Below are 21,634 nucleotides of genomic sequence, written 5' to 3' on the forward strand. Positions count from 1 at the left end.
GGGGCCGGGTGCCCGCCCGGTGTTGCCCGGCGGCTACGCCGCCTCGCCGGCTACGCCGCCCGGTGTCCTGCGGCGGAGCCGGTGCACTCATCTGTCGATGAGCGCGCACCCGGCTACGGTGGCCTTCGTTCACGTCTGGACTGCTGTGAAGATCTCATGGAGGCACTTGCTCGTCGGTACGGGTGTAGTCAATATCGACCGGTGCGCGATACCCGCTTGCTCCTGCCAGGGTTGGCATCGTTGTTGGGCGTCGGCGTGACGGTGAGTGTGCTGGTCGTCGTGAATCCGTGGCACTACGCGCGGTTGGACAGATCCACGGCCGGGCTCGTCACCGCCGCGATCGTTGTCGGCTTGGGCGTGCTCGTTATCGCGCTGCTCCTGCGGCGAAAGGGCTCCACCTGGTCAGGAGGCTTCACCGTGACCGGTCTGGCTGTTGCGGCCGTGTTGGGACTGTTCTGCGCGCCATGCGTGCATGGCTACGCGCCGACCTGGCAGGTGCTCACGCAGTCACCGGACGGGCGGTACGCCCTGGCAGAGCGAACCGACGGCTTCGAATTGGGACCCGACGGCCCAAGGTTCTTGCACCTCTGGGTAGGCACGGGACTTCTCGCGAGAGATATGGGGCAATTGCTGGTGTACTCCTGGGACTATCACGACGTCTCACTCACCGAGTACCGCTTCGTTGACGACCACACGATCCGCGCCGCCGTGGGTGACGAGCAGTACACGTTCACCATTGATGATCACGATCGGCCGTCCCGCCGGACCCCGTGACAATCCCCAAGGAGGCCGTACCGGCGATGTCGGCCCTCGGACGAAATGGCATCCGCTCATAGCCGCGATCAGTGCGCAACACACTCTGACGAGCAGAGCCGACGCTCGGCACCCGCAGCTGCCGACGATCGAGCGCCGCGGATGGGACGAGGCCGCGCTCGTGGTTCCTTCCTGAACGGGTGCAATTCAGGGCCAGAGCTGATCTGCGCTCGGGTTGGGGGGAGTCGGCGTGGCTGTGCTTCAGGCGTCGGGCCAGACCGGTGTGAGGCTGCCGTGGGCATCGTGGAACAGGTACGGCCGAAGGTGCGGGATTGCCGTCAGTGCGCTTCGCGTCTCGGCCACGTCGCTGGCCCGGGCGCGGATCGGCTGGGCGGCGAGCAGGTCACGAAGGTCGGAGAATGGCCACACCATTCCCAGCAGGCGACGAAGCTCGGCCAGGATCTGCAGACCGTCTTGCGGGACTCGGTCAACGTAGATGTCGGCAATGACCGGCAGGTCGGTGCCGTGGGGCATGTCAAGGACGGGGCAGCCGAACAACCGCATGCCTGCAGTAATGCGCGCAGACTCGTCCTCGTCGCAGATTAGCATGGCCATGGACGTGATCTGGTTCACCGGCAGGTGAGTACCGTGACCGCTGTTCATCAGGACCCACCCGGGCTCCGTCTGCCAGAACTCGCCGGCGCCGTCCTGGCCGCCTACCGTGTCCATCACACCGCCATCCTGGCAGAGACTGTCCGCAACGCCAGCGATATCAGGCTCGGGCGCCCCCGCAGTGCCTCGTTGGAACTCGGCGATGATCGCGCCGGACGCCACATCCCCGACCTGTCGGTGCGCGCTTCTGCCGCCGCTGGTGCGCGGCGACCAGTCAGCGCTCGCCACAGACGGTGACCGACTCGGCGAGACGGAGAGGCTTCCTGTCCTGCCGATGTGCGGACGGCGCTCGGCCGACCGCAGCGTCGATGCGCTGCAAGTTGTGGATATCAGTTGCCGACGTCCAAAACACGGGTCTCATCGGCTACGTTCAAGGCCGCGAACGCAAGAGTTCCAGTCAGGCTGGAGGTTCGGTCATATAGTTCTTCTCCGCCTTCCTCTGTTCCTCCAGAAGCCCGCGCCACCAATGATCGGGCGCCTGGGCTTCCGTGTCGTGCGTGAGGTCGGCGAGATGGGCAGTGGTCTGCACCAGGTAGCCGCCAGCCGACGCTCGGCGCACATCGACGAAATGACCCGTCTGGCGCAGTCCCTCGATGCCTCCGAGCCGTTCACCCAGCCGATCCTCCAGGAACCCGATCCAAATCCGCTCCCGCCAGCCGTCAGGCAACCTGATCCGCACCGAATCGCCGACCACGGCGAAGCGCTCAGCCATATCGTTGATCATGGTGAGGAGCACCGTCTCACCGCCGTCGGGTCCGGCGTCCAGCAACGGCAGCTGAGTTATCACCTCGAAGCGGCCGAGCCGCCTTCCCCAGGGATGCCGGATGAAGCTGACCTGCACCGACGGCGGCGACGGATTGAACGTGCCCGCAATGGGTGCGGCGACCCCGATCGAGAAAATGCAACTGCCATCACTGTCAGGGAGCTCGTCGAAGAACCGGCGATGGTACTCGACGGAGTAGCCGACCGAACCGAGCTCCGGCGACTGCATGTGCGCCCACACCGCACCGGCCGGACCACCGTAGGCCGCCGGGCCTACGCGTTCCACCGCAGCCGGCTCGACCTCCCGCTCCGCAAGCCGGGCGAGCAGCGGACGGGCGATGGTGTTGACCGCACCGTCGAACCAGCCGAACACCGCGGGACCGGCCAGCGCCGGCCCTACATCGACGTTCAACTCGACGGTGACCATCCGATCATCACCAGGCGCCACCATGACCATCCCCACATAACCCCGACCGTCACGACTACCACGGCAGCGACCAAGACACCCGCCACCACCATCCTGACACGAGGAAGGTCGCGCAGCATGCCGGGTTGGCAGTGGTGCAGCTACCCCGAGCGTGAGTGCCCCCGCAGCGCCGGACACCTTGGGATTGGTTGAGACGACGCGTTTCATGATCATATGCGGTTCTGTTCACGACATGGTCAACTGCGCGCACATGCCGCCGTTAGTGCGCGGTCATGGTGGGACCGGCTGCCACTCGTAACAGGCCGTCAGCGACTCGCCGTGGCCAAGGGGCCTTTGTGTCCTGCCGATGACCGTGTGCGGTGATCTTCGAGGTGGTCGGACGCCGTAGCATCGCTGCGTGCTCATCGAGTTCACCTTCGCCCGGCCGCAGGAGTACTTCCGTAGGCATCTGGTGCCGGGTGCCAGGCGTGCTGCTGTTCCGCGGGTGGCTGTCGCGGTCGGACTTGCGCTGCTCGGATACGTGGTCGTCACGTTCGGAGACGACGTCGATGGCGTCACTGCTGTCTGGGTCGGCGTGTTGTTCACCGTCGCCGTCGGTTTCGCGCTGTGGCGGGCCTGGCGCAAGTATGTGGCGCTGATGGCCGTACCCACGTTCTGGCTCGCCGCGCGCCACTACGTGGTTGACGACGAAGCGGTGCACGCTACCACTGAACTGTCCGCCGTGACCTACCACTGGCCACTGGTGCAACGCGTATGGGTCGTTCCGGAAGCATATATCTTCGGGGTGGAACACTTCGGGATCTTCGACCTGCCTCGAGCCGTGCTGACCGAGCGGCAGAATGCCGAACTCCGAACATTCTTGGCAGCGCGCGGCCTGCTCACCGCAGACGCTATGGACCCTCCAACCGCGACGCCGACTCGGGTCGATCCTGAGGGATCTGCGACGGTCTAGAGACCTTTCGGGGTCAGGGTTTGGGTGGGGATAGGCCGGTGGCGGTGAGGTAGCTGTCGAAGAGGCCGTGGCGGTATTGCATGCGTTTGAGGCGGTTCTTGACGGTGTGTTCCAGGGCGGTGGCGGTCCGGGTGGCGAGGTTGGCCAGGCTGCGTTTCAGTGCCGACCAGACCTTCTCGGTCGGGTTGAGCTCGGGGGCGTAGCCCGGTAGCCGGTAGGCGCGCAGCCATGGCCGGGCGGCGATCAGCGTGCGCATCCGGGCGGATCTGTGGGTGTTGAGGCCGTCCCAGATCAGGATGATCGGTCCGTGAAGCTGCTGGTGAGCGGCGTCGAGCATCCGGGCGAGGTCGTTCTCCCGGAAGCCTTTCGGTTCACCTTTGCGGCCCCGGTGCAGCATGGTGCGGTAGATCAGCCGCGAGCGGTCACCGGGCCGGTAGCAGACCAGACCCGCCACCGAGACCCGGACGTTGCCGGCGGCGGTCACCGACACCACCGGCGTGCCCCCGCGCGGTGCCCAGGTCGTGGCCTTCCTCGCCCGCAACGTCTGACCGCACTCGTCGGCGAAACAGATCCAGGCGCTCAGCCGCCGCGCGACCCTTTTAGCGCCGGCCACCGGCGCCGCCGCCAATGCGTGATGGCCTGCTCGTCACGCTCCACAGCACGATGCACCGGCAGCTGGGCGGTGTAGCCCAGGCGACGCATCACCTGCCACGCCGTGGCGATGCTGACCCGCTGATGGAACATCGTGGCGATCAACGCCGCGATCCGCTGCAAAGTCCACCGCTGATCCTCGCCGTACCCGGCAGCGGCCGGCCCCAGCTCCAGCTGTTGCCGTAACCGGACCAGCTGCGCCTCGGACAGCACCGGGTCCGGCCCCGGCGGGCCCTTCGACGCCAGCGCCTCGACCCCACCGGCCGCCCACGCCCGCCGCCACCGGTACGCGCTGTTCGCCGAGACCTCCAACACGGCAGCCACACCCAACGCCGTGACACCCTCCGCGAACAGCTCCCCGGCCCGACGACGCACCAACTCCCGCCGCTCCCGCGCAGCCGAGTTCAGACCACCGCCATCGCCGTACCGCATACCCCCAGCACACCGCCGCCACAGGCCAAAGCGATCACCCACAAAGAAGGAGCAACCCAAACCCTGACCCCGAATGGTCTCTAGCGCGGGAACGCACGCATCTGCCGCTGGCCGCGTGGCGAGTAGAGGCATCGTTGAAAGTCCATAGCGGAGGGCCCGCTGAGAGCGTGGAGTATCAGTGGTCGCGGTTGGGTGTCGGAAGTTCGGGAGTGTTGCGGTCATCGACCAGGCCGCTGCGTCGTACGGCGTCAACGATCGCCGGGTCCAGCAGTAGTGCCAGACCGTCGTTTTCGCCCGCGTAGAGCGTGAAGACACGAACCGGCGTGCCCGCCGCTGCGAGCAGGTCATTCACGACGGCGAGGGGGCGAACGGTCGCCTCGAGCCACGGCGAGTTGTAACGCCAATCGTCGGCGTCCAGGACCGGGCACCGACGGTCGTTGATGCCCAGGACGTAACTCTCCTCGTCGCCACTACCGCATACCGTGCGGATCCGTAGTGTGACACCGAAGTGCCGCAGCGCCGGAGCCATCTCGCGGAGCAGGTCCTCGACGCCACCCTCCGCAAGGTCCTCGCCGTCGGCACGAAAGGTCACATCGTCAGGACGGCACAGTTGAAGGGATAGCCTCCTGCCGCCACCTCGCGCCGCTGGTCGTCCGCCGCAGCGGCTGGCAGGTCGCTCCAGAAACCAACGTCCGCGAGTGTCCACGCGAGCTCCGCCCACCGACGGTCTTGCCTGGCTCCGGCGGGTCGGCGACTCAGCCACGACAGCCTGATGCGACGCATCCTTATGCCACGCCCGGCGTGGCGACGGGCTCGGCCTGGACACAGCTCATGGCTGCCATGGTCACCCAGACATACGCGTGCTGCAAGATCAAGCGCGCACATCTGCCGCAGGCTGCGCATCGCGTGTGCTCGATGATCCGCCAGCGACCGCACGGTCGGTGACGCCGGTCAGTTCAGTGGCGTTCGGTAGAGGACCTCGATGTGCACGATGTCGTCGTGCAGCACGTCGAGGATGAGGTAGCCCGGCCACGGCGGTTCGAGGCAGACGTTGCGGTGGCCCGGGCCGTAGGCGCCGGCTGGCTTCGGAGCGGTGTAGAAGCTCTGGCAGAAGTTTGTCTCCGCACGCGCAGACGGCGACGATGCGCAGCCGATCGACCTGTAAGGCCAGCCGGTCGTCGCCGTGTGCGTCAAGGGCCATTGCGAGCTCGGCCGTGAAGATCGGCCAGGTTTCGCGCAGTAGCGATGCCGGAGCCGGCTGGTTGTCCACGGCCACGCAGGCTATCCGGTCGACCGTCCGACGACGCACTCATTTGCCGCCGAGCGTGCGCAGTGGCTCGCCGGCGCCGGTCACCCTCCGTGCGTCGCTTCGGCGAGCCGCTCTACGGGATCGGGCGCGCGCTCGTGCCGATGTCAGTCTGTTTGAGCCGGCGGCGATGTTGCAGGACGACGGGTTGGTCCTATGCGTATCACCGTGAGCATCAACGGCAGGTTGTAACCGCGGACCCGGGTGCGTCCGTCTAGTTGGTGTGAGCGACGACGAGGCGGAGTTTCGGGACTTCGTCAGGGTGCAGATGGAGCCGCTGCGCGGGCTGGCGTACCTGGCGTGCGGCGACTGGCAGACCGGCGAGGACGCGGTTCTCACCGTTCTCGCCCGGCTCTACGTGCGGTGGCGGCACATCGACAACCCGCTCGCCTATGCCCGTACCGCCGTGGTACGCGCGGCGATCGACGAGACCCGGCGGCCGTGGTGGCGGCGGGAGGAGTCGGTCGGCCACGCCATGCCCGATCCGCCCGGCCCGGACGACGGCACCAGCGTCGTCGACGAGCGGCTTCGGATCCGGGCGGCGCTGCTGAAGCTGCCGCCGCGGCATCGGGCGGTGCTGGTGCTGCGGTATCTGGAGGGCCTGAGCGTTCAGCAGACCGCCGAGGTGCTGGCATGCCCTGAGGGAACGGTCAAGGGGTACACGTCACGCGGGCTCGACGGGCTCCGCCAGATCCTGGGCGTCGAGCTCGTGGCCGATGAGGATGCGGAGGTACATCATGAGATCCGACCTGTCTGAGCTCCTCCGGGACGCCAAGGCGACCATGCCGCCGGCTCCGTATGACGTCGAGGACGCAGTCGCCGCGGGCCGCCGGCTGCAGGGACGGCGGCGCGCGGCCTTGGCCGGCGCGGCCGCAGCCACGGCGGTGATGACCGTGGCGGTGGCCGTCGCCGTGACACAGCTGGACGCCCGGCCACGGGCGCACGTCGTACCGCTGGACAAGGCGCCGTCCGTCGCGCCCTGCACCACCGTCGACCCGCTGCAGAAGGTCCAGCAGATCATCACCCAGAAGACCGAGATGACGCGCAGAGCGTCGCCGTACTACCAGAATCCGGCGAACGGTACCGATTGGGCGCTCGCCTCCGAGCCGGTCGACCTGACCGGCCCCGGCGTCTACGTGTTCCGGTTCGTCGGCATCCCGGCGGACTTCGACTTTCGGACCAAGCCGGGCGGCTTCGGCATGATCCCGCCGGACGACTTCCACGGCCAACTTAGGCCCGCAAGCGATGGGGGACGGGGCGTCGTGACCGACCCGGACGGGAACCGGGTCTTCGAGCTGCCGTTGCGGCTTGAAGATCGCCCAGGGTGGACGACGACCTGCACCGGCCTGATCATGTTCATCGGCTGAACCGCACCGGCGTACACGAGGCCGCGACGGTCGGTCGTGCAGAGGTCGCCGGGCTGGAAACGGTTGGGCCAACTTCCGCTCGTAGTCCTCCTCAGGGAAGTCGCTCGCCTCAACATCACGTGCACTACTTTGCCGCAGGTCTCGCGCGGCGGTCGACTCGGCGATCGTCCGGCTCGTAGCGGCGAGTCCGGTGCGTCGAGCCGCAGCGCGGCGCTCGCTCGTGCCGATGCGTGGATGTGCCGGGCAGCGGACCATGGTCATGATGGTCGGGTGAGCGAGAGCTTCCTGCCCTGGCGTGCGTACACCGTGCTGCTGCGGGTCGCGCTCGCCGGTTCGATGTATTCGGCCGGCGTTGCGGTCTGGATCCTGCGACCTGGCTTCCATCCGGTGCCGACGCCGGTGTGGCTCAGCGCTTTTCTCGCTTGTTTCCTGCTCCAAGCAACAGCAATGATCTTCAACAGAGGCTACTGGAGACGCCGACCGGTAGGAGCCGGCGCCGGCTCGGCGCGGCGCCGATCGTTCGTGACACGGGTCATGTTCGCCGGGGCGGTTGCCCTCATTGTGGTGGTCCTGGTGCTGATCGCACGAACTCCAAGCGCTCCTGCCCTGCCGCCCGGCGCTCCGGAGATCGCGCAAGGGCAGTACGTGTTGAACAACCACGGCTCCCTGACGCCGGTCCCGCGGGAGACGTACCTTCGGGCCGTCGAGGAGGGACAGACCGTATTCGCATCGTTCGCCATGGGGTTCTTTTTCGTCGCCGCGGTCGTGGTATGGATGACGGGCGATCGGCTGGCCGCGCGCGAGAAGGCCTTCGCGGCACGGCCGAGTACGGCTGCCGACAAGCCTGACCGTGCGCAGCTGCCACCTGATGCCAACTGAGCCAGCGCCGCGCTGGCATTCGCGCACGCAAGTAGCCGCGGATAACGCGCGGGCGCGTCAGTTGGTGAGGTCGTACGACCAAAGCACCGCCACGTCCGGCTTCATGCGCAGCCACAAGGTTGATGCCGGCGAGTCGTCCGGAAAGTCCAGACGGAGCAGTTCGCGACCATGGATGCGCTCGACCCCGACGCTGCGGACGCCCCGAAGATCCAGGTCGAGCAGCTCAGCGCCGCCGGGCGCAACACGCAGCCGGAGCCGGACGACCTCGTATCCGGGCTCGATGTACATCTCGATGTCGTAGCCGGCCCGCGCGGTCTGGAACGTCACGGCGGTATAGGGCCACAGCTCGCGCCAACCGAACTCATAGCCGGCCGTACGCTCGTCCTCCGCGTACCGATAGACCGGCTCAGCCTCGAATAGCCAGATCAGCTCCTCGTAGCTGGGGATCGGCTCCATGACCATCAAACGATGATCACACGGCGTTCGAGCGGTTCGCGAGGCATCCGGATCTGCCGCCGAGCGAGCGCGGAGGGCCCTACTGGAAGTGGCGGTGCGAAGTTCGGCCAGGGTGCTCGCGCCATCGTTGTCGAGGCTTCGCCGGGTTCAGCGACGTGGCGCTTCAACGACTGGTTCGGTCAGCTGGACGAAGGCGTAGTCGCATCGATCGGAACGACGCCGAGCGCCGCGAACACGCGCTCCCGTAGTAGCTCCCACTGGTCAACGCAGCGGCCAGGGCGCATGTCAGCGGGTGGTGGCACCGCCCAACCGGCGCCGACCACCTCGTCCGCGCCGAACTGTTGGCGGGTCAGATCGATCTCGATCCCGCTCGGCAACCGGTTCCAGTAATGGCCCCCGATACGGACACCGTCGCGGTGCACGTCGGCCCGCATCAAGTCGCCGCCGATGAGCTCGCACAGCACGAGCGAGGTCGGCCCGCACTGGCCGCGAGCGGGATTCTGCGAGCTCCATGCCTTGAGTTCCTCAGGCATGCAGGTGTCGGCGCCCCACGCGTCGCGGAAAGCGCGCTCGATCGCAGTCAGCGTCCAAGGCGACATGACCGGCATTATCCGGCACCCAGCGACAGAACCCATGTCGCGCCGTACCCCACGTCCGAAGCGCCACCTATACGCCTGCTGACGCCCGCATTTAGCCGCGATGTGCTCGCACCGATCATGGCAAGAGGGACGCCAGCTCGTGGACGTGCCGATGACCAAGCACCTCTTGGTGGTGCTGTGCCGTGCGGTTACGCTGCGGGCGTGTCGTCAAGGGAGGATCTTGCCTTCGAGGCGGTAGTCCGACGGATCGCCGCTGGTCCGTACTTCGACGGCCTGTCAGCTGGCCCGCTGGCGCCACTGCGATCGGCACCGCCTGCCGCGGTCGCGGAGGCGGAGGACCTGATCGGACAGCCACTGCCGTCGCTGCTGCGCCGGCTCTACGTGGAAGTCGGCAACGGCGGTTTCGGCCCTGGCTACGGTCTCCTCGGCCTCCGCGACCTGCACCAGTCAGGCAGCACCAACGCGCGGAGCGGGCGCCGAGACGGTGTCCTCACCCTGTGCTACTGGGGCTGCGGTATCAGCAGTGAACTGGACCTCGTCGACGGCCAGGTGTGGGGCCGCGACCCGAATCCGGCCCCGGACGGCGTGTCATGCACGTTCCCGCAGCACATGACAGTCGTTGACTGGTTCTTGAAATGGGCGGAGGGCACCTTGCACCAGCCGTGGCTGGTCCAAGATCCGACGACTGGTGTGTGGCGGGGCGCGACCGACGCCGAGCACGCAGCGGTGCTCGAGGACATGTTCGGCGTCGGCGGTCCTGCGGACTGATCGCCGACCGCCGAAAATTCGCGGTGCCCCGACGTACCGACGCCACACTGGGCGACGCGCGCATCTGGCCGATAGCGCTCGGCAGGCTGGTGACTGTCGGGGTGAGCAGGACATGCGATCCGGCGTTGTCCAGCGTGTGGTTGGGCGGACACCGGTGGCCGGTAGCATCTGGGTATGCAATCGCGTCGGCACCGAATGCGCCAGCGGCAACGCTGGGACTCGGCACAGGCGTGGATCCGCTCCGGGGCGGCGGTCACGGTGAAGCACTACGCCAAGCGGTACGGCGTCGACAAGTACACGGCCTATGACGACCTGACCGCGCTCGGGGTCGCGTTGCCTGACTCGGCGCGGCAGTGGGCTCAGCGCCCACCAACGACCCCCTGCCGTACCGGCGGGCGCGCCACCCTCCCGGTCCACGACGAGTGGTGGATCGTGCTGGACGGCAGGTCGTTCTTCGTTGCGGGTTACACCTCCGGCGGTGCTCCCTACGGCACGTTCGCCGACGGGATGCCGCCATACGATCATCCGCTTTGAGGGCGCTACGAGGCAGAAACATGGGATGTCTGCCGTGATCGGCGCGTCGTGATCTGCCAGGCTGCGAGTCGATCCACAGTGGATGGACGATCTACGTGATTGTGACGTAATCGGGCCGTCGTGTCGACTCTGATCAAGGCTGTGAGCTGGACTCGACTGCGCGCGGACTACGGATCAGAAGGTTAGGGGTTCGAGTCCCTTCGGGCGCGCACCATCAAGAGGCGGTTGACCTGCGGAAACGTGGATCAACCGCCTCTCGTCATTCGTCCACTGTGGACTCAAAGTGTTCCGAAAGTGATCGGCTGTTTCGGAAGCGTCCAGACCGGTCCGGGCTGGTCGGCGCGGGTCTGTGCCGCCTGGTCCACCGTTCCGAAAAGGGATCCGGCGGGTGACGGCCGGTGGGCGGCATCTGACCGGTTGTGGATTTCGGGGCTGTTGAAGACCCATCAGGGTGGGGTGGCAGACGCGGTTCGATCTCGGTGGCCGGGCCTGCGTCAGGCTGGGGGCCGGGTGCCCGCCCGGTGTTGCCCGGCGGCTACGCCGCCTCGCCGGCTACGCCGCCCGGTGTCCTGCGGCGGAGCCGGTGCACTCATCTGCCGATGACAGTGCGCCCCCGGGCGGGGATGTTGGTGAGGTCGACTGGCCGGGACAATTCGTGAGTGGACGACTCAAGGATGCCGTGGCGCAACACAACGCATGATTGGGAAAGCACCGTGGATGCCGAGCACCTGGCCGAGGTTCGCCAGCATCCAGCGAGGTTTGCTCCCGGCGGCATGGTGCACCTGATCCTTGAGGTGATCGCGTATACGGCTGACGAAGCCGAGACCACGGCCGCAGGACGGTGCATTGTCACCCTGCACAGTGACGGCTCGGTGTCCGTTGCGGACAACGGGCGAGGAACCGATACCCGCTACGACGAGAAGGGCCGGCCGATCAAGAAGCCTGTCATGGCGACCAAGGATCTCCGGTACTTCGACTTCCCCGACGCCCAACGGCTCCCCGACGACCGCCCCCGGCGGGGCATGTCGGTCGTCGCGGCACTCAGTGCGTGGCTCATCCACACCAATCACTGTCGCAACGGGGCATGGACCCAACGCTACGAACACGGCATGCCCGTCACCGACCTGCTCCCCGTTCCCGTCAATGACACGACAGGGACGACCGTGCATTTCCTCGCCGACGCAGCGCTCAGTACGGCAGGACTGGTGTCAGCCCCGGAGCTGGTTCGGCTGACCCTCGCTGCTTGGCCCCATCTGACCGTAGAGATCGTGGACGAGCGCATGATCTGAAGCGATCCGTCCCGCGGCTTGCAGTCCGGTCGGGATCGCGCCCGCATCTGCCGCAGGTCTCGCGTTCTGTGAGGGGTCGCCGGTCGTGCTCGCGCACGCTTAGGGCCGCAGGTAGCGTTCGCGCGGGAACAGTTGGTGGAGCCGCGGCAGGCGCCGTTCGATCTCGGCTGGGCTGTCGGTGTTCCACGTCTTGCCGACCATTTGCGGTAACGGGCAGGCGCAGCAATGCGTCTGGCCTACCCGGCGTCATGGGCGTTTCTGGTTTCTCGCCGACAGCTGCGGCTATCGTGTCGGTCTTCGGTGGTGTCTGGGCTGTGACAGAGGAGTGGTTGACGGTGCGGCAGCCGGCGATGTTGTGGGAGGTGCCGGCGTTCCTCCCATACGTGCAGCCTCGGCTCACGTCGGCGGCGGTGCGTGCTGCGGAGCGGCAGCTTGGGGTGACGTTGCCGGCTACGTATCTGGCGATGCTGGAGACGCAGAACGGGGGCTATCTGCGGGCGACCTGGCCCGGGCTGCCGCACCGGCGGCTGGATGGGCTCGGCCCGAACTTCCCCGGCGTGACGGCCGGCCGTGCGTGGTGGCAGGCGCCGGATGCGGATGATGAGATGTGGGTGCCGCCGGAGCCGGGCCTGCTGGTGCCGTTCGACGGCGAGGGGCACTGGGATTTGTGTTGGGACTACCGCACGGCAGGTCCGCGCGCCGAACCAGCCGTCACCTACGTCGACGTCGACGCCGAGGAGCAGGTGGCGGTTGCCGGTTCGTTCGACGCGTTCCTGGATGGACTTGTGGACGAGGTCGAAACGACGGCCATGCGGGTGATGGCCGACATCAGCCTCGACACGTTCGGCCAGATCCTTGCCGAGGTGAGCGGCCACGAGATCGAGGACCAGGGCGATTGGAACCACGGCTATCGGGAGCTGCGCGCCCGACTGGGCGAGCAAGCGTGGCTCTGGGTGAGCCCGAACCGGGTTCCAGCAGGGTTCGACCGCGACGGGGCACACGTTGTCACGACGCCGGAGACCGCCCTGCGCCTGCCGGCCGATCCGGACTGCCACCTCATCGTCCAGTGCACTCCCGACGCCGCTGCCGCTGTGCAGGCGATGCTCGTGGCGGCAGGTTACTGGCACGGCTGACAGAGACGCGCCTGCGCTGCTTCTGCCGCCGATCATGCGCGCAAGGTTGCCGACCCGGTCAGGCCGTGTGACGAGATGGCAGGCGGTGGTCTGCGGTCGCTCTTGCCGATGAGCGCGCATCCAGGAGCGCTGCTCATCGTGGTAACGCGCTGTCAGGCGTCGCTCGGTCCGGGTGTCCAGCCGATGCGCTGGGCCCAGGCGTCGGCATTACGGATGACCTCCCACACAAACGAGTCCTTCGCCTCGACATAGCCCTGCCGGTCGTGGCGGAACAGCGCTGCACATCGGCGCTTCACGTCGGCGTACTCGGCGGCCACCGGGAGATGTGACCGCAGATAGTCGCGGAAGAGCAGCGGGACCTGCTGGGAGAAGCTTCCGAGCTGACGTACGTGGATATGCGTCCGGCGATGTCCCGGCGGTTCCCTGAAGTAGCGCTTCGTCCGCTCCGGGTTGTCGGCCCGGTAGATGTACCCGAGCCGCTCCAACGCTTCTCGGAACGTATCGACCGGTTCGAGTGATCGCACCGACACCTGGACGTCGATAACCGGCTTGGCGGCCAGGCCGGGTACCGCGGTCGAGCCAATATGGTCGATACGAACCGCTACGTCGCCGAGAGCGTCGCGAAGCGTGGCGCCCAGGTCAACAAAGGCTGCCACTCAGCCATGGTCGTAGTCGACGATCTCCACTGGACTCGACACTCCGCCATGATGCCACGCAACGCAGACCACGGAGTCGGCGCCGGAACAACCGACGAACCGGTGCGCACATCTGCCGCGCTGCGGGTGCGCAGCGGTCGCCGACCGGCCTCACAGTCTGTGATTGGAGCGGCGAGGTCGGGTTTCCGGTCCTGCCGATGTGCGCGCACCCGATCTTGAATGTGCCATAGCCGACTGTCCGTCGGCGTGGACATCAGCACGAGCTACGGTCCAGCATCTCCGGTACTGGCCGCCCTGCGTCCGTGTAATAGTGCCGCGGTGACCGACGACGGCCTGACCTCTCAAGATCTCGTGCCGGTGCCCGGTGGAACGTGGGCCGGCCTGCTCTTCGACAACCCGAACATCGGTCTGCCGACCGCACTGACCTGGAGTTTCCGGTTCCCGTTCGCCGAGGTGCACCGAGAGCACGACAGCAGTGACATCTTCTTGGACGTCGATTGGCTGCCGTTGCCCGCAGCCAGTTGGCGCATCATGACCGGCCAGACAGTCAAGACCCTCGGTGAACCCGCCGAGTCCAGCGTCTACTTCTTCGAACATCATCAGTACGACCTGATCGACCTGGAAATCCTCGAACAACGCGACCGAGACATCTATGTCCGAGCCACACTGACCGGCGACCTCGACGGTCTCGGGATCGACCCGATTACCGCCGACGCGTGGCTCCGTTTCAACGGCATCAGGGTGTCGGTCAGTGATGTCAGCACCGCAGAGGCCGCATTGGCCAGGCTTGCGGCCTTTACCGACATTGGTGGCCTGGACTCCCCGCCGGTAGCGATCCGCTCGGCGTTCCTTTTCCGGCCCATGGGCTCCTGACTCCGTGGTCGCCCGGCTCGCCCGAGGCACTGCGGCGTGCCCCGATCAGGTGTCCGGTCGTGCCGCCGTTCGCGCCCTGGACCGGCCGGCGCTCATCACAGACCGTCAACGGCGGACCGTGACTGAGGTTTCCTGTCTCGACGAGGGCAGCCCACTGATCGTGCTGCTGACGCGCAGCCCTTCACCAGAGGGGCACCCGTGCTCGAACAAGCCGGCGGAGGCGCTGGTTCCACCGAAGCCCTGGGACAGATGCAGGATCCTCGTTCATGAGCATGATCACCCAGTACGCTCGGTTGCGGCCGCGTGAACTCGTCGAGCTCCGTCGACTGCTTACCGAGGAGCCAAGCGACGCCCACGAGTACGCAAGCGACCTCGGCACGCGCAACGAGGATGAGGACACATCGTCCCGCGGCATGGACACCGACACAGCATGGGCCGGTCTGCAGTACCTCCTGGCCAAGCTGGACCCGCCCATCGACATCATCGGCGGCGGTGAACCGATCACCGATGATGCATGGCCTACGACTCGTCCCGCCTGTTCACCGCTGATGACGTGGCGCAAGCAGCCCACTTCCTCACCAACATCCCGTTCACAGCGCTCGCCCAGCACTACGCTCCCGCAGACCTCATCGCAGCCGACATCTATCCGGCGATCTGGGACGAAGACTGGGCTCTGTCGTACCTGGAGGACGCCTCCACGAGACTCGTCGCGCTGCTCCGCGCCGCCACAGCCGACCACGAGCCGATCCTGGTATGGATTTCATGACCGCCGCCGGCACGCGCAGCGCGGGCCGGTCGCCCAGGCCCACGCCCGAAGACAACCTCGGGGGCGTCCGCTCATGCCGCTGGCGCGGCACAGCGGGCCAGCGGCGGCCGTCACCGTCCGTACGCCTATCCTGCGGCGTGCTCCGTAGGTCGCGGCGAGGGTGTCATGCCGCCGGCGCGCAGGAGTTCGACGGTGCTGCGATGCCCGCCGATGTCGGCCCACTCAGCGGCGGTGTGCCCGCGCCCGTCGTCCTCCCGCAAGTTCGGGTCAGCGCCGCCGGCCAACAGCTCCCGCACCGTGGCGGCGTGCCCCCAGCAAGCAGCACCGCACAGCGGTAGCCCTTCCTCGCCCGTACCGCTTTCCAGGTTCGGATCCGCCCCGGCCGCCAGCAACACTCGGACGTTGTCCGCCATGTCCTGCACGCTGGCCCGGTACAGCGGCGTACTCCCGCAGCGGTCGGGCATGTTCGGATCGGCGCCAGCCCGCAACAGAGCAGCCACCTGCTTGGCATCGGCCCAACCCGCCGCCTCCATCAGGTACTGCTGCAGCTTCTTGCGCCGGCGCAGCTTCACGCCACCCATTGTGGAGGAAACGGTCGACTGCATACTCCGACCGAGTAGGTCGACTCGCCGCGGCCCACGCAACCATCACTGCACCCCGCTGCCGCCGTTGGTGCGCAGTCGCGGTGGGGTCGGCCAGCGCTCGTCACGGACCGTCATTGGATCGTAGTGACCGAAGCTTCCTGTCGTGCCGATGTGCGCGCATTCGATGTGAAAGCATGGCGACCTGTTTCGAGGAGGTCTCCGCCCGTGTGGTGGCATGCTGACGCATACCGGACAAACGGTCTCAGGCCGTCGGTGGACCCTGTCGTGTCGGGCTGGATCGACGCGCTGGAACGCGAGTGGGGTCTTCATGTGCCGCTCGCTGTGCGGGAGTGGTACTCGATACAGGGAGCAGTGGAATGGCTCGCGCGCCACAGCGACAACATCCTGGTCAGCGCCGCCAGACTCGGTGACCCGATCGACGGCCTCGACTACCTTGACGGCGGCCGGCTCGTCACCGAGACCGACTCGCAGTGCTGCTGGCGCTGGGTGGTGCGGCTCCGACCGCCACGGTACGACGGCGAACCGCTCTTTGACCTACCAGAAGCACCGCCGATCACCGTCGACGAAGACCCACCAGTCTGGATCATCGACCCCGACCGTCATGATCCGTTCGAGAAGCTGTACGCCGACCACTTTTCCAACTATGTTCTGACGTCAGTCTGGACGGCCCAGGCGTTCGGCAAGGACTCCTTCTTCACGGACGACGATCGCTTGCCAAGACAGGCACTCGATACGCTGCGACAGCGCTACCTCGAACTTCCCACGACATATGCCTGGGCCGGCAACCAACCATGCGACGCGGTGTACCGGTTCACCGGCCCCGCCCGCATCATGATCGCGGTCCGGGGCGAGACCGCCCTGTACACCTTCATGGCCACGGACAGCCAGCAGGAGCTTGCCAAGATCCGAGCCGTCCTCGACCTGTGAGGCCGGCCGCCATCGAACATCCGGACATGCCGCGGGTCGTGTGGCGGCAGCCACGCATGTCGCTTGTTCAAGCATCCGGCGTCAGGCTGTACCGCAGGGCCTTTGCAAGGTAGGGATTTGACTGGTTCGCCGGGTTGGGGATAGCCGCGCCCGTTGCGGCGGCCTCACGCGGCGAGCGCGGCCCCGTGGTGATCATGCAGTTGTCTACGCTGGATGATCAGAAGAAGGACCGCGCTCGTGGCGGCATCATCGCTGATTGATCGCCTCACCGTACGCACCCAGGGCGTGTCGATCGACCCCATGCAGACACGGGCGCTGCTGCAAGCGCTGGCCAGGGTGCCCGACCACGCGATCCACGCGGTGTGATACACCCGCTGCCGAGCCTGCTCGCGGTCGCCGTCGCCGCCGTGCTGGCCAGTGCCCGCTCGGTCGCCGCGATCGGCGAGTGGGTCGCCGATGTACCAGCCGCGATCCTCGCCGCGTTGGGCCTGGTCCGTGACCCATTCACCGGCATCCACCGCGTGCCGGACGCCACCACGATCGGCCGGGTGCTGGCCAGTCTCGACAGTGACGCGTTCGACACTGCCGTCAGCCGGTGGCTGGTGGGCCTGCACACCCCACCCGCCGGCCAGCCGTCGCGGCGGCGTGCCTACGCCGCGGACGGCAAGACCCTGTGCGGGTCCGGCCCGGCCGGGTCACAGATCCACCTCCTCGCAGCGGTCGACCACCACACCGGGGCGGTGGTTGCGCAGACCGCGGTCGAGGGCAAGACGGGAGTTACCCCCTGATCTTGGACACTTGAACCACGGGCCTTGAGGTCCGGGGAGATCAGGAGTCCTGGAACACCATGGTGAACAAGCACTATCCGGTCGAGTTCAAGGCTGACGCGGTGGCGTTGTACCGATCCCGGCCGGGCGCGACGATCGCGCAGATCGCCGATGACCTGGGCGTCAACCGCGAGACGCTGCGTAGCTGGGTTCGGCTCGATGACCAGCGGCGCGGCGGCGCTGACCGTCCGGCGGCGTCGGCGAGGCCGCAGAGCGCCGGCACGGTCGAGCAGGAGAACGCCGCGTTGCGGCGGCGGGTCCGTGAGCTGGAGGAAGAGCGCGACATCCTGCGGAAGGCGGCCCGGTATTTCGCCGGGGAGACGCGCTGGTGAACCGCTTCCAGTTCGTCGCCGACCACCAGCAGCGCTACGGCGTGAAGCGGTTGTGCCGGCTCGTCGGGGTTGCCCGCTCGAGCTTCTACTACTGGAAGGCCACGGCTGCGGATCGGGCCGCTCGTGACGCCGCGGACGCGGCCCTGGCGGTGCGGATCCGGGCGGTGCGGGCCGCGCACGACGGCACCTACGGCGCGCCAAGGGTCACCGCCGAGCTGCACGATGCCGGCGTGCTGGTCAACCACAAGAAGGTCGCCCGGGTTATGCGCCGCTACCGCATCCGGGGCCTGCGGCTGCGCCTGCGGGTGCAGACCACCATCGCGGACCCGGCCGCGGTGAAGGCCCCAGATCTGATCCGGCGCGACTTCACCGCTGCGGCGGTCAACCAGCGCTACGTCGGTGACATCACGTATCTGCCCGTCGGCGAGCGCGGCTTCCTCTACCTGGCCACCGTGATCGACCTGCACTCCCGCCGGCTGACCGGCTGGGCGATCGCCGACCATATGCGCACCGACCTGGTCATCGACGCCCTCGCAGCGGCGCAGCGCACCCGCGGAGACCTCGACGGGGCGATCTTCCACTCCGATCACGGCGCCCAATACACATCGAAAGGCTTCGCTGCTGCCTGCGCTGCTGCCGGAGTCCGCCAATCTATGAGCAAGGTCGGCAGCAGCGCCGACAACGCCCTCGCCGAGTCGTTCAACGCGACCTTCAAACGCGAAACCCTGCAAGGCCGCCGCGCCTTCACCGACGAGCGCGAGGCCCGGCTCACCGCGTTCCGCTGGCTGCACCGCTACAACACCGTCCGCCGCCACTCCCGGCTCGGACAACAATCCCCGATCAAGTACGAGAACAGCACCCAACCGGCACCGGCTACGCTGACCCAAGCCGCATAAACCCGTGTCCAAGATCAGGGGTCAAGGCCCGACGCCGGCCGCCCACACCGCCAGCAGCGACCCGGACCGGGTGTCGCACGCATACGTCGTCACTGCACCTCACCACGCCTCTCCTGCCGCCGATCACCACCGGCAGGTGCGCCGACGCGTCGTGTGCCGCGCCCAGGTCGCCGCGACCGTCGCGTCGCTGTCCGGCGATGCAACGGCAAACGGGCCGGTAGCAGGGTAACGGGTTGCCGCAGGGCGAACGCGGTGTGCATCCTTGCTACCACGTGCGCTCACCCGGCGCCTACGCTGACCCCGTCACCATCCGTCAGCACGGCAACGTCCGCCAAGCCGCAGGCCGACACCTCGGCGACCGGCTCATCGGTGGGATCAGCGGCACGCGGCGCGCACGATGCGTACGGGTCGGACGGGCTGCGGCGCGTCACGACGTGCGTGGCACGCCGACTGTCCGGGCCAGCGATACACTCGCCCGGCCCACCCCGCCGTGCGACCCCGGTGGCCGGCCATCTGTGAAGGGGAATGCCACTGTGCGGCAGCGTGCACCGTTCCGGCAACTCGTCGAACAGATCCTGGCCGAGTGCGCCACACACGGCATCGACGTGTCCCGCGCCGCCGTGGAGGACATGGTCGCCGGCCGGGTTCGGGACATGGCCGCCACGCTGCGGGTGCGCGAGGACACGGTCGTGCGGTCCTATCTGTCCACCATCGACCCCGCAGCATTCGTGGCAGCGTTGCGGCAGGCGGGCGAACAGGGCGCACGGGAGCTGGCCGACACCCCGCCAGCGATCTTGGATCTGGACAGTGTGGGCCGGCTGGTTGCTTCCCTCGGCCAAGCGGTGCGGTGTGTCAGCCTTAACCATCACACCATCGCGGGCGGTGAACGGGGCAAGTGGGAGGCGGTCGGCGTGCTCGACAACGCCGGCGACGGGCTGACGCTGATCGGTGCCGCTCTGGAACACGTCGAAGTCGGCGAGGGCCGGGTCTCGGTGCTTCTCAGCGACGAGGCCGTGGTCCGCGCCCGTCGTGGCCTGGCCCAGACCGTGCAGAACCTGCAGGCCGGTGTCTGGTCATTCGATCACGGACCGGACGTCGATGTCGGGGTTGCCGAACGGATGGCCGCCGACCTCGCGCTGCTGCCACCGGCCTGATCCCCACCCGCCGGTCGCACGCCACCGACCACCGATTCGGTCGGCATCTTCAACGGCAAACCGAATCGCGCCGCCTGCCACTTCAATGAGGCAGCCCGGTTCGGAAGCCCACCGCTGCCTCAACTCAACTGGCAAAGGACACCTACCATCCGCCCGCACCACGTGCGGTGCACGGGACTGCCGCAGCGGATCATCGGCCGACTTGTGGTCTGCTCGACGTTTGAGCCTGTGGCGGCGGGTATACCGTTACCGACCAGCCGAGCACCGAAACCCCATCGGTGGATCAGGGCTGAGAGGGCCGGGGGGTGAGATTCCCCCCGGCTACTCGCTTGATCTGCTTCTACCCGGTTGTTGGCGTGCCGTTTGACGTGGTGCCATGCCGAGGGGACCAGCTCGTCGAGGACGGTCGGGTACGTCGGCGCCGCGTCGGTGACGTGGTCGACCTCGACACCCCGCTCGAGCAGGAGTTCCTCGACGTCGCGGTAGGAGAGGTTGTACCGCAGGTACAGCCGGACGGCGACCATGATGACGTCGGGTGCGAACCGGAACCCTGCGAACGCCGGCCGCGGTGGGCAGGACCGGACGCCGACGGTTCGAGAGCTTCACTGTCCAAGCCTGCCCGACAGGGCAACGCTCAACGCGACGGACCCAATCAGGTTGCGATGCACGTCGCGTCGAGGGTGCGGGGTGCGCTCGCGTCGGTGAATGTGGCGCAGAGTGATTGGTTGATGTTACCCCTTGTGCAGTGATCGTCTCGGCAAGTAGTTTGCTGTTCGTCGATGCCCGGCTGGCGGGATCGGCGCACGGGGAGGCTTCATGTCGGCGTCGGCTGCTGGTCGGCGGGTCACTGTTGCTGCGGTGACCGGCGTCTTGGTTGGTGCGTTGCTGGTGGCGTTGCCGGCGCGTGCGGCGCCGGCGCCGTCCGGGCCGGCCGTGCCGGCGCAGAAGTCGGCGACGGTGTCGGCGCAGGGTGTGAAGGCGAAGACGGTTTCGCCGACGGATACGGCGGCGGCGTGGTCTCCGCGGTCGGTGACGTGGCCTGCGGCTGGCTCGTCCGTGGTGGACATTGCTGCACCGCCGTTGGGTGCGCGTGCGCGGGCGGGTGGATCCCCGGTGTGGGCGGGTCGGTCGGCGCAGGCGAAAGCTACTGGTTCCACGCCGTCGCGGTTGAAGGTCGAGGTGTTCGACCGGGCGGCGGCGTCGGCGGTTGGTGTGCAGGGCGTGCTGCTGCGGATGTCGTGGGCGGATGACGCGGCGGCGGTCGGTTCGGCGTCGGTGGAGGTGGACTACTCGGGGTTCCGGGACGCGTTCGGCGCCGACTGGTCGTCTCGGCTGAGCTTGGTGCAGCTTCCGGAGTGTGCGTTGAGCACCCCGACGGTGGATGCGTGCCGTCGCGCGTCGGCGTTGGTGACCCGCAACGACAAGGCGACTGGCCGGTTGTCGGCGGACGTGTCGGTGGGTGCGGTGACGGCGTCGAAGGCGGATCTGGCGGAGGCGTCGCGTTCGGGCTCGTTGGTGGCGTCGTCGCCGACGGTGCTCGCGGTGACGGCGTTGTCGTCGTCGGCGGACGGGCCGGACTTTTCGCACACGCCGTTGGCGGAGTCGGCGTCGTGGCAGT

Annotated in this window: 27 protein-coding genes and 2 pseudogenes; 17 read left to right on the plus strand and 12 right to left on the minus strand. The window is 67.6% G+C overall.

Going from position 1 to position 21,634, the window contains the following annotated elements:
• Nucleotides 1–201 precede the first annotated feature (201 nt).
• The gene (locus tag ACQEVZ_RS28680) at nt 202–774 is read left to right on the plus strand and encodes a hypothetical protein (RefSeq protein ID WP_433372054.1); all 573 of its coding nucleotides are present in this window, start codon (nt 202–204) and stop codon (nt 772–774) included.
• A gap of 240 nt (nt 775–1,014) precedes the next feature.
• On the opposite strand, the gene ACQEVZ_RS28685 is transcribed toward ACQEVZ_RS28680, so the two are convergent.
• Entirely contained in the window at nt 1,015–1,653 is a 639-nt protein-coding gene (locus ACQEVZ_RS28685; RefSeq protein ID WP_433372057.1) for a hypothetical protein, read from the minus strand.
• Nucleotides 1,654–1,822: 169 nt separating this feature from the next.
• Nucleotides 1,823–2,614, minus strand: coding sequence for a hypothetical protein (locus ACQEVZ_RS28690; RefSeq protein WP_433372060.1), 792 nt, complete (start codon nt 2,612–2,614; stop codon nt 1,823–1,825).
• Between the two features lie 397 nt (nt 2,615–3,011).
• On the opposite strand from ACQEVZ_RS28690, the gene ACQEVZ_RS28695 reads away from it, so the two are divergent.
• On the plus strand, nt 3,012–3,566 hold the full coding sequence (locus tag ACQEVZ_RS28695) for a YcxB family protein (protein ID WP_433372063.1): 555 nt from the start codon (nt 3,012–3,014) through the stop codon (nt 3,564–3,566).
• 13 nt (nt 3,567–3,579) lie between these two features.
• On the opposite strand, the gene ACQEVZ_RS28700 is transcribed toward ACQEVZ_RS28695, so the two are convergent.
• The 4 genes from ACQEVZ_RS28700 to ACQEVZ_RS28715 all read right to left on the minus strand — a co-directional run bounded on the left by ACQEVZ_RS28700 (nt 3,580) and on the right by ACQEVZ_RS28715 (nt 5,843).
• Entirely contained in the window at nt 3,580–4,179 is a 600-nt protein-coding gene (locus tag ACQEVZ_RS28700) for a transposase (protein ID WP_433372066.1), read from the minus strand.
• On the minus strand, nt 4,146–4,871 hold the full coding sequence (locus tag ACQEVZ_RS28705) for a winged helix-turn-helix domain-containing protein (protein WP_433372069.1): 726 nt from the start codon (nt 4,869–4,871) through the stop codon (nt 4,146–4,148). Before ACQEVZ_RS28705 ends, ACQEVZ_RS28700 begins: the two co-directional genes overlap by 34 nt.
• Nucleotides 4,825–5,241, minus strand: a complete 417-nt coding sequence (locus ACQEVZ_RS28710) for a hypothetical protein (RefSeq protein WP_433372072.1) — start codon at nt 5,239–5,241, stop codon at nt 4,825–4,827. Before ACQEVZ_RS28710 ends, ACQEVZ_RS28705 begins: the two co-directional genes overlap by 47 nt.
• Nucleotides 5,242–5,600: 359 nt before the next feature.
• The gene (locus ACQEVZ_RS28715; protein WP_433372075.1) at nt 5,601–5,843 is read right to left on the minus strand and encodes a hypothetical protein; all 243 of its coding nucleotides are present in this window, start codon (nt 5,841–5,843) and stop codon (nt 5,601–5,603) included.
• A gap of 335 nt (nt 5,844–6,178) precedes the next feature.
• Here ACQEVZ_RS28715 and ACQEVZ_RS28720 point away from each other — a divergent pair, with 335 nt between their 5' ends.
• From ACQEVZ_RS28720 to ACQEVZ_RS28730, 3 genes are all read left to right on the plus strand, one after another.
• Complete coding sequence (locus ACQEVZ_RS28720) at nt 6,179–6,712, plus strand: SigE family RNA polymerase sigma factor (RefSeq protein WP_433372078.1); 534 nt, start codon at nt 6,179–6,181, stop codon at nt 6,710–6,712.
• Entirely contained in the window at nt 6,693–7,322 is a 630-nt protein-coding gene (locus tag ACQEVZ_RS28725; protein ID WP_433372081.1) for a hypothetical protein, read from the plus strand. The genes ACQEVZ_RS28720 and ACQEVZ_RS28725 overlap by 20 nt, the downstream gene beginning before the upstream one ends.
• 270 nt (nt 7,323–7,592) lie before the next feature.
• Nucleotides 7,593–8,201: a hypothetical protein gene (locus ACQEVZ_RS28730; protein WP_433372084.1), complete on the plus strand. Its 609-nt coding sequence runs from the start codon at nt 7,593–7,595 to the stop codon at nt 8,199–8,201.
• Between the two features lie 57 nt (nt 8,202–8,258).
• Here the strand turns inward: ACQEVZ_RS28730 and ACQEVZ_RS28735 are convergent, their stop codons facing one another.
• Together ACQEVZ_RS28735 and ACQEVZ_RS28740 are read right to left on the minus strand one after the other, a co-directional pair.
• The gene (locus tag ACQEVZ_RS28735) at nt 8,259–8,663 is read right to left on the minus strand and encodes a hypothetical protein (protein WP_433372086.1); all 405 of its coding nucleotides are present in this window, start codon (nt 8,661–8,663) and stop codon (nt 8,259–8,261) included.
• Between the two features lie 173 nt (nt 8,664–8,836).
• On the minus strand, nt 8,837–9,256 hold the full coding sequence (locus tag ACQEVZ_RS28740; RefSeq protein WP_433372089.1) for a YunG family protein: 420 nt from the start codon (nt 9,254–9,256) through the stop codon (nt 8,837–8,839).
• A gap of 177 nt (nt 9,257–9,433) precedes the next feature.
• On the opposite strand from ACQEVZ_RS28740, the gene ACQEVZ_RS28745 reads away from it, so the two are divergent.
• The 4 genes from ACQEVZ_RS28745 to ACQEVZ_RS28760 all read left to right on the plus strand — a co-directional run bounded on the left by ACQEVZ_RS28745 (nt 9,434) and on the right by ACQEVZ_RS28760 (nt 12,980).
• Complete coding sequence (locus ACQEVZ_RS28745; protein WP_433372092.1) at nt 9,434–10,024, plus strand: hypothetical protein; 591 nt, start codon at nt 9,434–9,436, stop codon at nt 10,022–10,024.
• Between the two features lie 174 nt (nt 10,025–10,198).
• Nucleotides 10,199–10,558, plus strand: a complete 360-nt coding sequence (locus ACQEVZ_RS28750; RefSeq protein WP_433372095.1) for a hypothetical protein — start codon at nt 10,199–10,201, stop codon at nt 10,556–10,558.
• A gap of 659 nt (nt 10,559–11,217) precedes the next feature.
• Nucleotides 11,218–11,847: a hypothetical protein gene (locus ACQEVZ_RS28755; protein WP_433372098.1), complete on the plus strand. Its 630-nt coding sequence runs from the start codon at nt 11,218–11,220 to the stop codon at nt 11,845–11,847.
• Nucleotides 11,848–12,161: 314 nt separating this feature from the next.
• On the plus strand, nt 12,162–12,980 hold the full coding sequence (locus ACQEVZ_RS28760) for an SMI1/KNR4 family protein (RefSeq protein WP_433372101.1): 819 nt from the start codon (nt 12,162–12,164) through the stop codon (nt 12,978–12,980).
• A gap of 152 nt (nt 12,981–13,132) precedes the next feature.
• Here the strand turns inward: ACQEVZ_RS28760 and ACQEVZ_RS28765 are convergent, their stop codons facing one another.
• Nucleotides 13,133–13,636: a GrpB family protein gene (locus ACQEVZ_RS28765; protein WP_433372104.1), complete on the minus strand. Its 504-nt coding sequence runs from the start codon at nt 13,634–13,636 to the stop codon at nt 13,133–13,135.
• Between the two features lie 318 nt (nt 13,637–13,954).
• Here ACQEVZ_RS28765 and ACQEVZ_RS28770 point away from each other — a divergent pair, with 318 nt between their 5' ends.
• From ACQEVZ_RS28770 to ACQEVZ_RS28780, 3 genes and pseudogenes are all read left to right on the plus strand, one after another.
• Nucleotides 13,955–14,509: a hypothetical protein gene (locus ACQEVZ_RS28770; protein ID WP_433372107.1), complete on the plus strand. Its 555-nt coding sequence runs from the start codon at nt 13,955–13,957 to the stop codon at nt 14,507–14,509.
• A gap of 272 nt (nt 14,510–14,781) precedes the next feature.
• A pseudogene (locus ACQEVZ_RS28775) lies at nt 14,782–15,009 on the plus strand (DUF1877 family protein); the annotation flags it as partial.
• 14 nt (nt 15,010–15,023) lie between these two features.
• Entirely contained in the window at nt 15,024–15,275 is a 252-nt protein-coding gene (locus ACQEVZ_RS28780; protein WP_433372110.1) for a DUF1877 family protein, read from the plus strand.
• Nucleotides 15,276–15,400: 125 nt separating this feature from the next.
• Here ACQEVZ_RS28780 and ACQEVZ_RS28785 read toward each other — a convergent pair whose 3' ends face one another.
• Complete coding sequence (locus tag ACQEVZ_RS28785; protein ID WP_433372113.1) at nt 15,401–15,847, minus strand: ankyrin repeat domain-containing protein; 447 nt, start codon at nt 15,845–15,847, stop codon at nt 15,401–15,403.
• A 297-nt stretch (nt 15,848–16,144) separates the two neighbouring features.
• Here ACQEVZ_RS28785 and ACQEVZ_RS28790 point away from each other — a divergent pair, with 297 nt between their 5' ends.
• The 5 genes from ACQEVZ_RS28790 (at nt 16,145) to ACQEVZ_RS28810 (ending at nt 20,016) form a co-directional block, all read left to right on the plus strand.
• Entirely contained in the window at nt 16,145–16,807 is a 663-nt protein-coding gene (locus ACQEVZ_RS28790; RefSeq protein ID WP_433362549.1) for a hypothetical protein, read from the plus strand.
• A 237-nt stretch (nt 16,808–17,044) separates the two neighbouring features.
• Nucleotides 17,045–17,173, plus strand: coding sequence for a hypothetical protein (locus tag ACQEVZ_RS28795; RefSeq protein ID WP_433372116.1), 129 nt, complete (start codon nt 17,045–17,047; stop codon nt 17,171–17,173).
• Entirely contained in the window at nt 17,170–17,595 is a 426-nt protein-coding gene (locus tag ACQEVZ_RS28800) for a transposase family protein (RefSeq protein WP_433372119.1), read from the plus strand. The genes ACQEVZ_RS28795 and ACQEVZ_RS28800 overlap by 4 nt, the downstream gene beginning before the upstream one ends.
• Before the next feature lie 59 nt (nt 17,596–17,654).
• A protein-coding gene (locus tag ACQEVZ_RS28805) for an IS3 family transposase (RefSeq protein WP_433372122.1) occupies nt 17,655–18,862 on the plus strand; the annotation gives its coding sequence in 2 pieces (ribosomal slippage) (nt 17,655–17,952 and nt 17,952–18,862; 1,209 coding nt in all).
• A 533-nt stretch (nt 18,863–19,395) separates the two neighbouring features.
• A complete protein-coding gene (locus ACQEVZ_RS28810) occupies nt 19,396–20,016 on the plus strand; it encodes a hypothetical protein (protein WP_433372125.1) in 621 nt (206 codons plus the stop codon).
• 428 nt (nt 20,017–20,444) lie between these two features.
• On the opposite strand, the pseudogene ACQEVZ_RS28815 reads toward ACQEVZ_RS28810, so the two are convergent.
• Both ACQEVZ_RS28815 and ACQEVZ_RS28820 read right to left on the minus strand, forming a co-directional pair.
• Nucleotides 20,445–20,540: pseudogene (locus ACQEVZ_RS28815) on the minus strand (IS6 family transposase); the annotation flags it as partial.
• A gap of 762 nt (nt 20,541–21,302) precedes the next feature.
• Nucleotides 21,303–21,605 (minus strand): hypothetical protein, encoded by a 303-nt coding sequence (locus tag ACQEVZ_RS28820; RefSeq protein WP_433372128.1) that lies wholly within the window; start codon nt 21,603–21,605, stop codon nt 21,303–21,305.
• Nucleotides 21,606–21,634 lie beyond the last annotated feature (29 nt).

This window comes from Dactylosporangium sp. CA-152071 (genome assembly GCF_050936335.1).
Taxonomy (GTDB): Bacteria; Actinomycetota; Actinomycetes; order Mycobacteriales; family Micromonosporaceae; genus Dactylosporangium; species Dactylosporangium maewongense.

What these genes read in the sequence shown, in the direction of transcription:
- ACQEVZ_RS28750 (WP_433372095.1), top strand. Translation starts at nt 10,199, where the DNA reads ATGCAATCGCGTCGGCACCGAATGCGCCAGCGGCAACGCTGGGACTCG.
- ACQEVZ_RS28735 (WP_433372086.1), bottom strand. Translation starts at nt 8,663, where the DNA reads ATGGTCATGGAGCCGATCCCCAGCTACGAGGAGCTGATCTGGCTATTC.
- ACQEVZ_RS28705 (WP_433372069.1), bottom strand. Translation starts at nt 4,871, where the DNA reads ATGACCGCAACACTCCCGAACTTCCGACACCCAACCGCGACCACTGAT.
- ACQEVZ_RS28690 (WP_433372060.1), bottom strand. Translation starts at nt 2,614, where the DNA reads ATGGTCACCGTCGAGTTGAACGTCGATGTAGGGCCGGCGCTGGCCGGT.
- ACQEVZ_RS28740 (WP_433372089.1), bottom strand. Translation starts at nt 9,256, where the DNA reads ATGTCGCCTTGGACGCTGACTGCGATCGAGCGCGCTTTCCGCGACGCG.
- ACQEVZ_RS28725 (WP_433372081.1), top strand. Translation starts at nt 6,693, where the DNA reads ATGAGATCCGACCTGTCTGAGCTCCTCCGGGACGCCAAGGCGACCATG.
- ACQEVZ_RS28780 (WP_433372110.1), top strand. Translation starts at nt 15,024, where the DNA reads ATGGCCTACGACTCGTCCCGCCTGTTCACCGCTGATGACGTGGCGCAA.